This is a genomic window from Anabaenopsis tanganyikae CS-531 (assembly GCF_029891675.1).
In the GTDB taxonomy this organism is placed as follows: Bacteria; Cyanobacteriota; Cyanobacteriia; order Cyanobacteriales; family Nostocaceae; genus Anabaenopsis; species Anabaenopsis arnoldii.
In genome coordinates this window covers 1-14,684 of record NZ_JANQDF010000177.1, presented here as the reverse complement: position 1 = coordinate 14,684, position 14,684 = coordinate 1, and the positions used below count along the sequence as shown (strand labels likewise).

17 protein-coding genes and 1 tRNA gene are annotated in these 14,684 nt (G+C 41.6%); 8 read left to right on the top strand and 10 right to left on the bottom strand.

Annotated features, from left to right (window positions below; translation table 11 throughout):
* The 5 genes from NWP22_RS17275 to NWP22_RS17255 form a co-directional block, all read right to left on the bottom strand.
* Nucleotides 1-858 (bottom strand): DUF7149 domain-containing protein (locus NWP22_RS17275; protein ID WP_425332622.1); only part of this gene is annotated, 858 nt, incomplete at its 3' end.
* A gap of 189 nt (nt 859-1,047) precedes the next feature.
* Nucleotides 1,048-2,556 (bottom strand): family 10 glycosylhydrolase, encoded by a 1,509-nt coding sequence (locus NWP22_RS17270; protein ID WP_271732027.1) that lies wholly within the window; start codon nt 2,554-2,556, stop codon nt 1,048-1,050.
* A gap of 491 nt (nt 2,557-3,047) precedes the next feature.
* Entirely contained in the window at nt 3,048-3,446 is a 399-nt protein-coding gene (gene psb27 / locus NWP22_RS17265) for a photosystem II protein Psb27 (RefSeq protein WP_271732028.1), read from the bottom strand.
* Nucleotides 3,447-3,514: 68 nt separating this feature from the next.
* Nucleotides 3,515-4,669: a 7,8-didemethyl-8-hydroxy-5-deazariboflavin synthase subunit CofH gene (gene cofH, locus NWP22_RS17260; protein ID WP_271732029.1), complete on the bottom strand. Its 1,155-nt coding sequence runs from the start codon at nt 4,667-4,669 to the stop codon at nt 3,515-3,517.
* A gap of 44 nt (nt 4,670-4,713) precedes the next feature.
* Nucleotides 4,714-6,333: a glycosyltransferase family 39 protein gene (locus tag NWP22_RS17255; RefSeq protein ID WP_271732030.1), complete on the bottom strand. Its 1,620-nt coding sequence runs from the start codon at nt 6,331-6,333 to the stop codon at nt 4,714-4,716.
* A gap of 186 nt (nt 6,334-6,519) precedes the next feature.
* Between NWP22_RS17255 and NWP22_RS17250 the strand changes: the two genes are divergently transcribed.
* Nucleotides 6,520-7,740, top strand: coding sequence for a glycosyltransferase (locus NWP22_RS17250; RefSeq protein ID WP_271732031.1), 1,221 nt, complete (start codon nt 6,520-6,522; stop codon nt 7,738-7,740).
* A 235-nt stretch (nt 7,741-7,975) separates the two neighbouring features.
* Nucleotides 7,976-8,046, top strand: a tRNA-Gly gene (locus NWP22_RS17245).
* 356 nt (nt 8,047-8,402) lie between these two features.
* Here NWP22_RS17245 and NWP22_RS17240 read toward each other — a convergent pair.
* The 3 genes from NWP22_RS17240 to ndhC are packed head-to-tail and all read right to left on the bottom strand — an operon-like array spanning nt 8,403 to nt 10,013.
* Nucleotides 8,403-8,930 carry an NAD(P)H-quinone oxidoreductase subunit J gene (locus NWP22_RS17240; protein WP_271732032.1) on the bottom strand — a complete coding sequence of 176 codons (528 nt, stop codon included), beginning with the start codon at nt 8,928-8,930 and terminating at the stop codon, nt 8,403-8,405.
* Complete coding sequence (gene ndhK, locus NWP22_RS17235; RefSeq protein WP_271732034.1) at nt 8,923-9,660, bottom strand: photosynthetic/respiratory NAD(P)H-quinone oxidoreductase subunit K; 738 nt, start codon at nt 9,658-9,660, stop codon at nt 8,923-8,925. The genes NWP22_RS17240 and ndhK overlap by 8 nt, the downstream gene beginning before the upstream one ends.
* Entirely contained in the window at nt 9,651-10,013 is a 363-nt protein-coding gene (ndhC, locus tag NWP22_RS17230; protein ID WP_271732035.1) for a photosynthetic/respiratory NAD(P)H-quinone oxidoreductase subunit C, read from the bottom strand. Before ndhC ends, ndhK begins: the two co-directional genes overlap by 10 nt.
* A gap of 193 nt (nt 10,014-10,206) precedes the next feature.
* Between ndhC and NWP22_RS17225 the strand changes: the two genes are divergently transcribed.
* From NWP22_RS17225 to NWP22_RS17200, 6 genes are all read left to right on the top strand, one after another.
* Nucleotides 10,207-10,554, top strand: a complete 348-nt coding sequence (locus tag NWP22_RS17225) for a rubredoxin (RefSeq protein ID WP_271732045.1) — start codon at nt 10,207-10,209, stop codon at nt 10,552-10,554.
* Nucleotides 10,555-10,621: 67 nt separating this feature from the next.
* A complete protein-coding gene (locus NWP22_RS17220) occupies nt 10,622-11,641 on the top strand; it encodes a photosynthesis system II assembly factor Ycf48 (RefSeq protein ID WP_271732037.1) in 1,020 nt (339 codons plus the stop codon).
* Nucleotides 11,642-11,757: 116 nt separating this feature from the next.
* On the top strand, nt 11,758-12,006 hold the full coding sequence (gene psbE, locus NWP22_RS17215; protein WP_200989899.1) for a cytochrome b559 subunit alpha: 249 nt from the start codon (nt 11,758-11,760) through the stop codon (nt 12,004-12,006).
* A gap of 9 nt (nt 12,007-12,015) precedes the next feature.
* A complete protein-coding gene (gene psbF, locus NWP22_RS17210; RefSeq protein WP_200989900.1) occupies nt 12,016-12,153 on the top strand; it encodes a cytochrome b559 subunit beta in 138 nt (45 codons plus the stop codon).
* A 9-nt stretch (nt 12,154-12,162) separates the two neighbouring features.
* Nucleotides 12,163-12,282 (top strand): photosystem II reaction center protein PsbL, encoded by a 120-nt coding sequence (psbL, locus tag NWP22_RS17205; protein WP_010997988.1) that lies wholly within the window; start codon nt 12,163-12,165, stop codon nt 12,280-12,282.
* 70 nt (nt 12,283-12,352) lie between these two features.
* Nucleotides 12,353-12,475: a photosystem II reaction center protein J gene (locus NWP22_RS17200; protein WP_200989901.1), complete on the top strand. Its 123-nt coding sequence runs from the start codon at nt 12,353-12,355 to the stop codon at nt 12,473-12,475.
* Nucleotides 12,476-12,636: 161 nt separating this feature from the next.
* Here the strand turns inward: NWP22_RS17200 and psaI are convergent, their stop codons facing one another.
* On the bottom strand, nt 12,637-12,747 hold the full coding sequence (psaI, locus tag NWP22_RS17195) for a photosystem I reaction center subunit VIII (protein WP_200989902.1): 111 nt from the start codon (nt 12,745-12,747) through the stop codon (nt 12,637-12,639).
* A gap of 69 nt (nt 12,748-12,816) precedes the next feature.
* On the bottom strand, nt 12,817-14,406 hold the full coding sequence (locus tag NWP22_RS17190) for a hypothetical protein (RefSeq protein WP_271732044.1): 1,590 nt from the start codon (nt 14,404-14,406) through the stop codon (nt 12,817-12,819).
* Nucleotides 14,407-14,684: the final 278 nt, after the last annotated feature.

Sequence of the window (14,684 nt, the reverse complement as noted above, 5' to 3'; positions counted from 1 at the left end):
ATTTTCAATCAGTGAACCGGGATTTCTGCTACCTGCTTTTTGACGCTGGATGACTTTTTTACCACCTTCCTTAGTTTCTGTTAACCCGATGATATGTAATAATTCGCTATAAAAACCTTGATCCAGGGTGTTGCTGTCGTTAGCGAAGGGAAGTTTTAATAAGTGTTCTGGGGAAAGTAATTTAAATAGTGCAATTAGTCGATGGTCGTCTGTTTGTTCCGGGTTTTTGAGGATTTCTGCATATTCGCGCAGGTCAAAGTGGGTAAAGACTAGGGAAGTTTGAAGATTAGCAATAGCTGGTTGAGCGATTTCTTTATAGAAGAATTCTGTTTTTTTACTGGTTAATCTTCCGTCTAAAAAATCCTGAAATTGCTGGATAAATTGGGAATTTTCTACAAAACTTTTTTCAAAGACAGTAGCATCAAAAATAAACCATTCATAGATATTGGTAGCAATTAAATATTTAATTTCCAGGTTTTTACTGGTTAACCTTTCCCGCAGGAAATATAATACTAGTTCTTGTAATGCTTTAGTGTTTAAATTCTCCACTGTCAACATTTCGCCTTTGTTGGTGGGCTTTTTGGTTTCTAAAATTACTCCTACGGTGCTGTGAGCATCTTTACCATTATGAATAACTAGGTCATTGCGTCCTTTGGTATTAATAAAATGATGGGAACCATAATAAGTATTTTTTAAGAAATCAGCGATGAGATTTTTATGAAATTCTTCGCTTTCGCCTTGGTTAATTTGTTGGATGAGGGTGGTTAGATGAGTTTTAAATAGTTCAATTTGGCTTCTGTAGGGTTTAACTTTGAGGAAGGCTTTATTTAATGCTTGTCTGGGGAGAATTTTATTCATCTGTGGTTGAGGTTACTATGAAGACTGATTGTAAAACTTGTATAGCTTGGGTGGGGTGCAGATCCTAGGTTTTACTCAGCCTCAAGCTAAACTAGTTTAATATTTAGGTTAATTATATACTGTAATTTAAATTATTAGTAGCAATATTACTTAGGGGAAGAAAAATCTTCCCCTGTGTTGAGTAGTAATTTACTGGGAGGGAACGCGACAGAATTTACGATCCTTATCATGTTCAGGATACAGCCAAGAATAGGCGAAATGGCTGACTCCTGGTAATTGGGGAGCAAATTGGCGCAGTGCTTCCATTTGTACTTCTAGGGATGGGCGATTACTCATTGAGCTTCCCCAAGTTCCAGCTAAAGCCGGAATCACCTTTGTTCCTGGTTGTGCAGCATCCAAAACTCGCTGCACTTGCTGGACAATGCAGCTAGCAGTACCACAGGTAGCATAGGACATAGGATGCCATTCTAAAGAGTTGGGAAACCTATCCCAAGGTTGCAAGCGGGAATCATAGCCTTGTCCTACGGTTTGATTACCATCCGGAAAAAATACCACCCCAGCAGGTATTCTTTGTTGCTGGGCTGGGTAAGCAGCTAAGGAGACAAAATCTAATATACCTTGCATGGCGTGAGCAACTGCTAGTTGCCATAGTTGCCATTGTAACAGTGGTTGTCTCTGGCTAGCTGAGGGGATTGATTCTGTTTCTACTGGTTGGGGAATGCGACCTTGCCACATAGGCTCAGTTTCATCAGGATGGAGTTGATCGACTTCGTTAATATCCCCGGCTGTGATTTGTCCCTTAGCCATAAAACGGCGAATTAACTCTAATCCTTTGTTATTCTGCGCCCGACGCAATAAAGCAGCTTGAGTCGCCGGACTAAATAGCCATAAATCAGAGAGTCTGGTAGCTACCGAATCAGGTCCTGCTTGTCGGGGATAGCGGACGTAATCAAATAACACCCCATCGGGTTGGCGGCGTACTACTTCCTGTACCATTTGGTAGAAGTCCTGTTTGGCCTGTAAGTTGTAAGGATCAACAAATACTTGAGAATTATTATCTGTGACTTCTAAACTGGTTTGACCTTTACCATTACGGGCGATCGCATCTTGTCTGTCTGGACGCAGGGCGTAAGTATAGCCGAAATTCTTGGTAAACATCCAAGCGTAAACTTTTAAACCACGTTGTCGCCCCATTTGAATGGCGGTAGCCATGAGATCGACATTTTCCGCCCCTGGGGTGCGAATTGCGGAAGGCCAAGCCGTGGGATTATTTGCCGCTGGTAATAATACCTGCCCGTCATAGAAGACTTCGAGATAAACTTGATTGTAGCCACGGTTAACAATGCGATCCATGACCTGCTCAATTGCTCCAGGCTGAATATCACAGGAATATAAACGTAACCACACCGCCTGTACCTGCGGCCAAGTGCGATCGCGACAATTTTGTAACTCCTGTGCATGTTGTTTCACTAATTGTTGGTAGCGGTTTTTGGCATCTTGATTGCCTTTGAGTGCTGCTAAACGTAAGTCTTCTTTGGCTTTTGCTGCTGCTGGTGATAATTGGCAATACTGTTTTAATTGCGCCTTTGCAGGTTGGTTACTTAGGGGAGAAATTAACAGAGTACCTGTAAAAATGGTCGCTAACAGACAGCGCCAAAATAAAATCGTTTTTCCGAAGGTGAAAGCAGAATTAGACATATGTGAAGGTACAAACACAAATGAGTCATGAAGCCTAATAGAAACAATTCTTAGAAAAAGGTATATAAAATGAGACCTTTTCAGAAAAATTTGGCAGTTTACCTATTTCAGACTGCCAAAGTCGTATTGATGTTGCCAAATTTTTAATAATTAATAATTTTGCACTGTAGCCCATTAATTGTAGGTGTAAGGGCAGTTAATTAATCACAGCTTATTTTATCAAATCTCAGTATATAGCATTTCCCATGCTCGTGAGGTACAATTTTTTTTAGTTTGAGGGAACAGGGAACACCGGAACAGGGAATTGGTGTGTACTTCATGAGCCTGAAAAAGGCTTTAAAAGAGTTACCCCTATCTGTGACGGCAAAAACTGATAATATTTGAAGATATTTTACCCACTGCTATTCTTGATACATAAGTCAAGAGTCAAAAACTGAGAACAAAAATTAGGACTCTGGACTTTTGACTCTTAACAATCCCACAGGTAATGCTTAAGCACCACGCTTGACTGCTGACTCCACCCGTTGTAACTCTTCCTCTAAGCGATTTTTGAGCTTCTGGGGTACGGGGCGATTGGGATAAGAACTATAATGTCCAGCTAGGGAATTAAGAGCTGTTCGCATAGTTGTAAAGGAACTCAGACCAGAAACAGACTTAACCCTTTGATAGCGAGCCGAAAAATCGTTGATTTTTTGGCGCGCTTCAGCTTCAATAGCTGCTTTGTTGGGGGAATCCTCTGTTACTTCCAGGGCTTGTTTCATAATATTGACTACCGCCAAGGTATCTTGAGGATAATCCCCAGTTAAACTGTCTGGACTGCTAGAACAGCCCATGAGACCGATGGTGACAACTAAAACCAAGGCTAGTAGACGCGACCAATAGCGCTTCATATCTTTGTTAATTCAATAATACATAAATCAACATCTATCCTATCCTGGATTGGTATCCAGGGGATCATTCACAGGGATAAGCAATGACTAATAACTTTTTTATACATGGTATCTCGTTGTTGGTGGGGTCTCCCTAGGGATGCGATCGCACTTTGGAGGGTTTCCACTGCCATACAAGTACCACCCAAGGCTCCAGCCATTGTGGTAATATGTTCTTCCATTAATGTCCCACCAATATCGTTACAACCCCACTGTAAAGCTGCTGTAGCCCCACTCAGCCCTAGTTTTACCCAACTTGGTTGATGGTTGGGTATGTAATTTCCCAAATAAATCCGCGCCACTGCTGTGAGTAATAAAGCATCATTGAGAACGGGTTGATCCCGTCCTACACGACGGCGTAAAGATTTGGGTGCTTCTTGTCCGACAAATGGTAAAATAATAAACTCAGTTATTTTACCTGAGTAACCTTGCTCAAGGGCTGTTTTTTGCAGCGATCGCAATTTTTCTAAATGTGTAATTTGTTGTTCTGGGGTTTCAATATGCCCAGATAATATGGTGCTAGTGGTGGGTAAACCTAACTTGTGCGCCGTACCCACAATTTCCAGCCAAGTTGCTGTATCAATCTTTTCGGGACACAATACCCGCCTCACTTGATCATCTAACACTTCCGCAGCTGTTCCTGGCATAGACCCTACACCAGCATCTCTGAGAGCACCAATCACATCAGCATATTCAATCCCATCAATTCTAGCGATAAATTGCACCTCTTGGGGAGAGAAAGCGTGTAAATGTATCTGGGGAAATTCCTCCTTAATGGTCTCTACTAACTTCAGGTAATAAGCCAAAGAATAACCGTTAATTTGCGCTTGTGGGTTTAATCCCCCCTGCATACAGATTTCCGTTGCGCCTCTTTCCACCGCATCTGTGGCTTTTGCCAAAATTTGCCCCCAGTCTAACCAGTAAGCACCAGCATCACCATCATCCCGACGGAAAGCACAAAAACTACAGTGTTGCTCACAGATGTTAGTAAAGTTAATATTACGATTAATTACATAGGTAACTATGTCCCCGGCTTGGATGTATCGTAATTGATCAGCGGTGTTACGAATAGCAGCGATCGCTTCTGGGTCAGTTTGTTTTAATAAAAAAACCCCATCGGCGGGAGATAAATCATCACCCAAGAGAGCGCCATCTAGAATAGCATCAATAGTTTTATCTTTCACAGCTTACAAAAACAAACTGCCACACTTTAGTTTCATCGTAGCAATTATTTGGCTAGTTTTATCCGCCAAAGAGCGAAATTCAAAGGCTGAAGTTGATAATTCCTCTCGATGGTATTTTTTAACTCCACAGAAGGCGCAAATAATAAGATGTCAAATCCATCAGGAACTTTAAAAATATCCTTATTTAATACAGACGGAGGTAACTCCCTACAGGTATAACAGTTAGGTTGAAGTTGTAACTGAACTTCTGGCTTCAGCAGATGACTTAAAGCCAATATTCTGCCCATACTACCATCACTGATTAACAGTGGACGTTCAACCTGATTAATTAATTTAGCATCCTGAAAATTTAGATCACTATGGCTTTTAGTCCACCAGTGATGAGATTGGGATATCAAGACACCAGAAAAGATAGAGCCAGAAAACAGAAAGCACATAATAATTTTCCCAAATTTCTGTTGAGGTGAAATTGAGGTAATTTTACTTGCTAGTAGGTAAGCTATAGATATTTGTATACTCAAATAACCCGGAGTAAGATACCGGGGAATAATTGACCTTGTACCGCCATATATCACATCTTTTAACATAATTGGCAGGCAAGTCACTAAAATTAAGCTTAAAATAAATAACCAGGTTTTTTGAGATGAGTAACGACACAGATAATATATAGAATAGCCTGCTAAGAATACTATCACCGCTACTAAACTTATCTGGATGAGATGTGTCAGTTGATTTTCCACCCCAAAATTGATCACAGCCCTTTCGTGATTACTATCTATGAACATACGGCTGAGATTAAAAGCCCAGGTTTTCATCATCGATAAAGTAGGCATATTACCTTGGCCACCAACTATACTGGTGAGGTGCTTTAAATTGGCAACAATTACCAATAGCCAAGGCAAAAAAGCCAGAAAACCAGCCAGAGAAGCCAATAAATAGGCAATTACTTTTTTAGTTAATCTCAAACCTTCTATAGTAATTAAATAAACTCCATGTGCTGCTGCAATAGTTACAGACGCAGGAAAAGTGTACAGACTCATAGCTAAAGTGACAGCATAGATTCCCCAGTCTATTTTTTTATTTGTGCGCAATGCTTGCAGCAAGGCAGCACTAGATAGTAAAATTGTTACTATCCATAAACTATATTCTCTTGCTTCTTGAGCATATAGTATTTGAAATGGTGATATTCCTAAAAGTGCTACAGCCATCCATGCTGTCCACGCACTACCGAATAGCTCCATACATAACCAGTAGACACTAGGTAAAGCCAGTAAGCTAATAACAGCAGCTAAAGCTCTAGTAGATACCATAGAGTTACCGAATAACTGCATCGACCACCTAGCCATTACATAATATAGGGGCGGGTGTTGAGCTTCTTCTAAAGCTAGGGAGGTAATAGTATCATTGAGGTTTTTGTCAGGGTTGGTAGTTTGATATTGTGCTAAATATCTGACAGGAATTCTCTCAACTTCAGATACATTTTTAACTACTTCATACTCTGTGTAGCCAGAAACCCGTAATCCAGTAAAAGCTTCATCATCCCAGTATGGTTTCTGGTCAAGATTAATAAATCTAAAGGTAACACTTAATGCCAATATTATGACAAATAAAATTTTCCAGTAGCTTAAATAGTCTTGTCCGGAAATAAAGAATATTTTTTTCATGTGATAATCATCTGCGTTTTGAAGAAACAACAAACTTGTAAACATTTGCTCGTTTAACCGCTATTAATTATTAATACAAATAATTTGTTATGGCAATATGTGAAATAAATTTATCCGGTATTTTAATTCTGCTGAGATTTTCTAAAAATTTATGAAGATACCTGGGTTTTATCAATATATATCAACATGGAATCATCAGAAACACTGTTAACAGTTCCCACAGGGACTCTACAGATTAACGATTTACCTGGTACCAGTAAGGTCTATCTTTCTTTGGTAATTCCAACTTATCAAGAAAAGGATAATATCCAGAAAGTTATCCAGATATTAACTCAGACACTGGATGAATCTATACCAGGTAACTATGAGTTGATTGTTGTAGATGATGACAGTCCCGACTTGACTTGGAAAGTAGCACAATCTCTAATAGAGGAATATCCACAGCTGCGGGTGATGCGACGACAGCAAGAGCGGGGACTTTCTTCAGCAGTAATTCGTGGCTGGCAAGTTGCAAAGGGTGATATCTTAGGGGTAATTGATGGAGATTTGCAACATCCGCCGGAAGTATTGACGCAATTGCTCACTAAAATTGCACAGGGAGCAGATTTAGCAGTAGCTAGTCGTCATGTAGATGGCGGTGGGGTGAGTAGTTGGAGTGTGGTTAGGCGTTTCTTATCTCGTGGCGCTCAAGTCTTAGGTTTGATTCTATTACCAGGGGTACTCAGTAGAGTTTCTGACCCCATGAGCGGTTATTTTATGGTACGCCGCCATAGTATCCTAGGTGTAACACTTCATCCTGTGGGTTACAAAATTCTTCTAGAAGTAATTGCTAGGGGTAATATTCAGAATATTAGTGAGGTGGGTTATGTATTCTGTGAACGTAAAGAAGGTGAAAGTAAAGTTACTTGGAAACAATATTTAGAATACCTACACCACTTAATTCGGTTGCGCTTATCTACGGGTCTTTTGGGGGGTTTGAGTCAGGGTTTAGACTTCCCCATTGGTCGGTTCCTCCGCTTTGGCGTAGTGGGACTCAGTGGGGTGTTTGTGGATATGGCTATACTGTATTTACTCAGTGACCCGACTACTTTGGCTTTACCCCTCACCCGGAGTAAAATTATTGCTGGAGAAATCGCCATTTTCAATAATTTCTTGTGGAATGATGCTTGGACATTTGCTGATGTCAGTGAGAACCAGCAGCAGTGGAGTCAACGCATCAAGCGCTTTTTGAAATTTAATGTTATTTGCTTGGCTGGGTTAGTGTTGAATATCTTGGTGTTGAACTTGGTGTTTAATTTCTTGATTCCTAACCGTTATATTGCTAACCTGATAGCGATCGCAGTTGCTACTATTTGGAATTTCTGGGTAAACTTGAAACTCAGTTGGCGCGTCACCGACGTGAAATAGCTAGTAACCTCATGGCTTTAACTGTTGACTCCTTGGCGATCGCTATAATTCATTATGCCCAATCATGTTAAATAATTTACTTTGTACAAGGATTGTTTGTGGAACTTAATACAAGTGGAAATATTTTGAGAATTATCTTGTGCAATCAAATTATTTTCTGCTATAGTTGCTTATGTCTGTTGTATATGCTAGTATACAAAAACAGAGTAAATATATTGTAATATTTTCTAGTTGCGCGGGCGTAGTTTAGTGGTAAAACTATAGCCTTCCAAGCTATTAATGCGGGTTCGATTCCCGCCGCCCGCTTAAATCACAGACCCCATAAAACTAGTTTTATGGGGTTTTTTATAGCCTTTTTCAGGCTCATGAAGTACACACCAATTCCCTATTCCCTGTTCCCTATTCCCTGTTCCCTATTCCCTGTTCCCTATTCCCTGTTCCCTGTTCCCTGTTCCCTGTTCCCTCAAACTAAAAAAAATTGTACCTCACGAGCATGGGAAATGCTATATATCTGACTGTTGACCAGGTATTTAGCTGGCTAACGCTCTAGTTTAAACAATTAGTCAATGGCTTTGTCCTGAAAAAACATAACCCCTCTCCGCTAGGGGAAAGGGGATAAAGTGAGTTGGTCGGAAATTCTCACTGCTGAAACTCAGCACTAGTTAATAAGCATCTTGCAACTCGTAGAAATCAGGTGAGATGTAATCCTTACGTAAAGGCCAACCCACCCAATCTTCCGGCATTAAAAGCCGCTTAAGATTGGGGTGACCTTCGTAGACAATACCGAACATATCGTAAGTTTCGCGCTCTTGCCAGTCTGCGGTTTTCCAGATCCAGTAAACAGAAGGAACCCTGGGATTTTCACGGGGTAAGAACACCTTGACTCGGATTTCTTCAGGTTGCACAGCATGATCACCGACTTTAATCAAGTGATATACACTGACCAGATCTTGTCCTGGTCCGAGGTCAATACCAGATTGAAACTGGAGGTAATTAAACCCGTAAGCATAAAGGGCTGTAGAAATAGGGAGCAGGAAATCTGACTCCACCTTAATTATTTCTACCCCCTTCTTGTCAGGTTCCAACCACTCATGCTCAAAACCATTTTCCGTTAACCATTGGGAAATGGGACCTGCCTTAACCAGAGACTCTTCTGCTGCTGGTACGGGTTTAGAATCTTCTTCAGCCACGGTTTTGCTCCTTTTGTTGCGTCTTTGCTGTCAGTAGTGCGGGTGGAACTGGTAGACCGATAGCTTCTGTCAATTCCTTGGGTGGTGTGTAGCGAGTTTCTGACTGCAAATATTTACCGGTTAAAATTTGCTCAGTGGGCTTGAGATTATGAGTTGTGCTGTAGAAACGGTGGGTTTGCTTAATTTGACCCCGTTCCTGCATGGAATCATTCGCTATTTTTTTGCGCAATTTAATAATTGCGTCAATAATCGCTTCTGGACGGGGAGGACAACCCGGTAAGTAAACATCTACAGGAATCAGTTTGTCAACTCCGCGGACAGCTGTAGGAGAATCGATACTGAACATCCCGCCGGTAATTGTACACGCGCCCATAGCAATTACATACTTGGGATCAGGCATTTGTTCATAAAGACGCACTAATTGGGGTGCCATCTTCATGGTAATTGTCCCAGCAGTAATGATTAAATCGGCTTGACGGGGGCTAGAACGGGGAATGAGACCAAAACGGTCAAAGTCAAACCGAGAGCCGATTAAAGCTGCAAATTCGATGAAGCAGCAAGCTGTACCAAACAGCAAGGGCCACAGACTCGAAAGCCTAGCCCAGTTGTAAAGGTCATCAACTGTAGTGAGAATGACATTTTCTGACAAATCCTGAGTGATGGTGGGGCGTTCAATCGGGTTGAGGATTTGCTCTTTGTTTGGGCTAGTTAAATTTGAATTCAAGACCATTCCAACGCTCCTTTACGCCATGCGTAGACTAGGGCAATTACAAGAATTGCAATAAAAATTAAGGCTTCGATGAATGCCAACAGCCCCAGACGGTGGAAAGCAACCGCCCAAGGATATAAGAATACAGTCTCCACATCAAAGACGACGAAGACGAGGGCAAACATGTAGTAGCGAATATTGAACTGAATCCAGGCTCCCCCAATGGGTTCCATACCAGATTCGTACGTGGTGCGCCGTTCCAGGCTGTTACCACTGGGGCGCAGGAGCTTGGAGGCTGAAAGTGCAAGGGCGGGAACTAGGCTACAGATGATGAAGAAGCCTAGAAGGTACTCGTAACCGCTGAGGACAAACACAATGAATATCTACCGCTTATGGTGTAAATAAGGCTGTTAATTTCTTTTACATTATATCTGTTTGGCTTTTCTGAACTCTGGGCAACAGAGTCATTTGAGGTATTTGTCGTTTTGACAGATGATGGAAAAGCTTCACAGTTATGTCATAATTTTTAACGGATATTTAATATTTCTCCTCTGTGAGGTTTTAGCCATGAGCGAACAAAATAGCGAACAAGCTGTTGAAACTCCGGCATTAGACCGTTTTGAATGCCGTGCCTGTGGTTATGTTTACGAACCTGAAAAGGGAGACGATAGCCATAATATTGAACCGGGAACCGCCTTTGCTGAATTGCCGATTACGTGGCGTTGTCCAGTATGTACGGCTAAAAGGACAGCTTTCGCCAATATTGGCCCGGCTGGTACTGCATCTGGGTTTAAAGAAAATTTCGGCTATGGTTTGGGTGTTAATACCCTCACGCCAACGCAAAAAAATCTCCTGATTTTCGGAGCTCTGGCTCTAGGTTTCTTGTTTTTTATCAGTCTCTACGGCTTACAATAAGACCCGTTATCTTTTTTAGCACGTTTAGAGGGCTGCCATTGCCATTAAGGTGAAAATTTAGAAAAAAATGAGTATTATGAAAAACTGGCAAAAAATATTTGCCTTGTTGATGGTGGTTTTCTTGTGTATAGGTTGTAGCAATGTCCCCTCTACCAGCTATAACCCTTGGGCGGTTATTTCTGTGCCAACAGAGTCTAAGCTGCTAGATATTGCCTTTACTGATAACCCTCAGCATGGTTTTCTCGTAGGTAGCAATGCTACTATTCTGGAAACACATGATGGTGGTGATACTTGGGAACCCCTAAGATTGTCACTAGATGATGCTAGGACTCGCTTTGACTCAGTCAGTTTTGCTGGACAAGAAGGCTGGATTTTGGGTGAACCTTCACTACTGTTGCATACCACTGATGAAGGTGGTTCTTGGTCGAGTATTACTCTGAGTTCAAAATTACCCGGTAGTCCCATTGCTATCTATGCTCTGGGAGAGAATACGGCGGAAATGGCTACGGATTTGGGCGCTATATACAAAACTGAGGACGGGGGTAAAAACTGGAAGGCTCAGGTAGAAGGTGCTGTTGGCGTGGTGCGTAATATGCAGCGTTCATCTGACGGTAAGTATGTTGCTGTTTCTGCTAAGGGTAGTTTCTACTCAACTTGGGAGCCGGGACAAACTACTTGGACACCCCATAACCGCAATAACTCTCGACGGTTAGAAAATATGGGTTTTGCTGAGAATGGACAGTTGTGGTTGCTAGCGCGGGGTGGTCAGGTACAGTTTAGCGACCCGGAAAATCCTGAAAGTTGGCAAGACCCACAAAATCCTGAGTTGGCTACCAGCTGGGGTTTACTCGATTTGGCTTATCGCACTGCTAATGATATTTGGATCGGCGGTGGTAGTGGTAATTTACTCCACAGTGCTGATGGTGGTCAAACCTGGGAAAAAGACCGGGATGTGGAAGGGGTCGCTGCTAATTTGTATAAGATTGTTTTCTTCGGTCCTGAGCAAGGTTTTGTCATAGGCGATCGCGGCATTTTGCTCAAATACCAACCCAATATCAGTGAAAGTTTTTCACAAGCGGCCGCTTAGTGGCATCATGGGCTTAAGTATGTCTTGATTTGTGAGAAGGTCGTTGCAAGTTGTAACTCTTTCTAAACTTTGTAGGATAATAGACAATAACAATCTTTGTAAAGGTAAGGATCTAAATGTCAGGTACCACTGGAGAACGTCCGTTTTCGGACATTATTACCAGCATTCGTTACTGGGTGATTCACAGTATCACTATTCCAGCATTGTTTATTGCCGGATGGCTATTTGTCAGCACTGGACTGGCTTATGATGCTTTCGGTACACCCCGTCCTAACGAATACTACACACAAACACGGCAAGAATTGCCTATTGTCAAGGATCGTTTTGGCGCTAAACAGCAAGTTGAACAGTTTATTGGAAAGTAGTTTCGGATCATGACTAGCGGAAATAACATCAATCAACCAGTTTCTTATCCCATTTTTACGGTCAGATGGCTAGCAGTACACACTTTAGGTGTACCCAGTGTGTTCTTCTTGGGCGCGATCGCCGCTATGCAGTTTATTCAACGCTAGGAGCTAATCATGGAAAGAACGCCCAATCCTAATAATCAACCGGTAGAGTTAAACCGGACTTCACTATACCTGGGACTACTTCTTGTTTTTGTTCTAGGAATTCTGTTCTCCAGTTACTTCTTTAACTAACTGAAACAGTTGTTGTAAATTTTTGTTTATTCAATCAATGTTGATTTCTTGTTAAGGGAGGAGAAAAGCTGTGTCTGCTGGAAGTGGAAGAATTCCCCTGTGGATTGTCGCTACAATCGCGGGTTTAGGTGTAATTACAGTTTTAGGCATTTTCTTTTATGGAGCCTACGCTGGAGTCGGTTCTTCATTGTAAAAAAAGCTTGAGCCGGAAAAAAATTACTCAGTATTTCCTGGCAATTGTTTAATAATTAATGTTTAACAAGCCGGTTGTTTTTGGTCTTTTTCAGCAAAAACAACCGGTTTTGTTATGTAAGATTCCCACGCCTTGAAGACGTGGAAAATTCACCCAACTAATTAGCCGATATCTTCGCGTTCAATGTATAACATCAAAAACGCCATTGTCACTGCTGGAAAAACTAACCCAGTCAGGGGAACCAAGATAGAGGGCAAAAATGAAGCTGCCATAGTTAACTTTCCTCTTGAATAATTAGACAATCCTCGAAAACGAGCTTACTGTAAATTTCACCTGATTTTTTAAATTCTCAAAATTTTTAACACAATTCTTGGTAACTGGTTGACTGTTTTGATATTCTCTATCTTCTCAGGACTGGGTGTATTTAGGGTTTCTCCAGTATTTCCTGAGACTGGTATCTGGTCGATATAGCTTTGAGATCCTAAGTGTAATTGTGAGTTAAATTCCCCCCTTTGAGGATCCGCTATTTTTGGCAGAGCTAAAACCCCAGGGCTTAATTGAGGGATGGGATATCCTTGGCTTTCTATCCACTTTCTAATCAGAGGAGATGAATAGTGACTCGGGTGTGCATTTCCCGTCCAATCTTGTGGGATTACTATTTGCAACTCTTCACGAGCACGGAGTAATTCCGGTGTCTTTTGATTTTCAGATACAGTTCTATCCATCTGCTGGAAGTCCTCAGCAGCTACATCTGTTTTATCTGGTAAAACTTCCAGGCGTTTTAAGTAGGGAAAAGTGCTGTTGAGAAGCACACCATGATCTTTTATCCCCAGTTGCTTGCAGTTGATGGGGTCTCTAGTCTTGTTTTGCTGCGCAAGCTCCTCATCTATAGGGTGATTCAATAAATTTTGCTGGGGAAATGTAGCTAGCACTTCTGTAATATCTGCCGTAATTTTAAAAGACTGATTAGCTAATAGTACGACCTCGCCCAATTTTGTGAGTGCGCCATACAAATGGATGTCTGCCAAAATCAGCTGGGATTGACAATCCACGGGAATACAAATTGCAGAGCTAATTTTAATTGGTAAAGTGCTGTCTGGTAAAGGCTGCCAAACCTGGGTGAAAATATCTGAGCCTGTAGGCGATCGCAGCTCAATTAGTAATTCCAAAGCATAAAGACGTTCTGGAGCTTTTTCACCTTCCCAATTTATCTGGTCTTGTAGCTCCACTCGCCCCCGAATCACTGCTGTTTCTCCCCAAGGAGCAATGTATGTTTCTCGATCTAAGCTCAACGATAGCGGTAGCGATGGTTTTATAGATAAAGTATCCTCAACCCTATGATCATCTGACACAGTTTCAGTGCTGTTTAAACCTACAGCCATGAAATTTTCTACCCTCTGTTGGGCTGTTTCACCTTGCAATAAGGCTGGACTAACAGGCTGACTTATAACTGCGTTGTCCATTGCTATTGGAATTCCTAAATCACTTAGGCTGATAATACTGGTTGTAGTAGGGTGAAATGGTGGTAAATTTGATCCCCGATTTTCGTCCGTGGGGGATGGACTCCATACCCCAGTAGATTGTTGAAACAATACTTCTATATATATGGAGTATTGCCAGGATTTACCGAGCAAATCTGACATCAAATCCGCCGAGCATTGGAATTGCCAAGTTCCTGGTTTGAGGTAGGTAAAAGGAATTACCGAGATTAAACCTTGTGCATCAGTCCGCCGCGATTGCTTGTGAATTAACCGCTTTGAGGGTATCTGTTGAGTTGATGAGTGTGTTACCCGTATTTCTACCTCGGTATTACCCAGGTGAGAACGAGCCAAAACTCTGTAGATACCTTCCGAAATTTCTAAGTTTGGGAATTGGAGGTTATACCAAGAGCGATCGCCCTGTTTCTGTATGAGAAATTGCCAGTTTTCCATTATCAGTTATGACAAAACCGAAGAGCAGCCGAGTAAGATTGTGGATGATATTGCTTGCAAGTTTACCTCAGTAACTAGCAATTTCCTCACCTAATGTTAGCATTTGTCTACAAATACCCTAATATTGAGAATCTGCTTCACAAGAAAATCGCAAAAAAGGCACTTCCTCCACTTGGCTTTAGACAGTGGAGGAAGTGCCAACGGCGAATTGATTCGCCGTGATGATATAATCAAGGTGCGAGTAAGAATAACCATCTGCACGAAGAAGTATTTTGAGC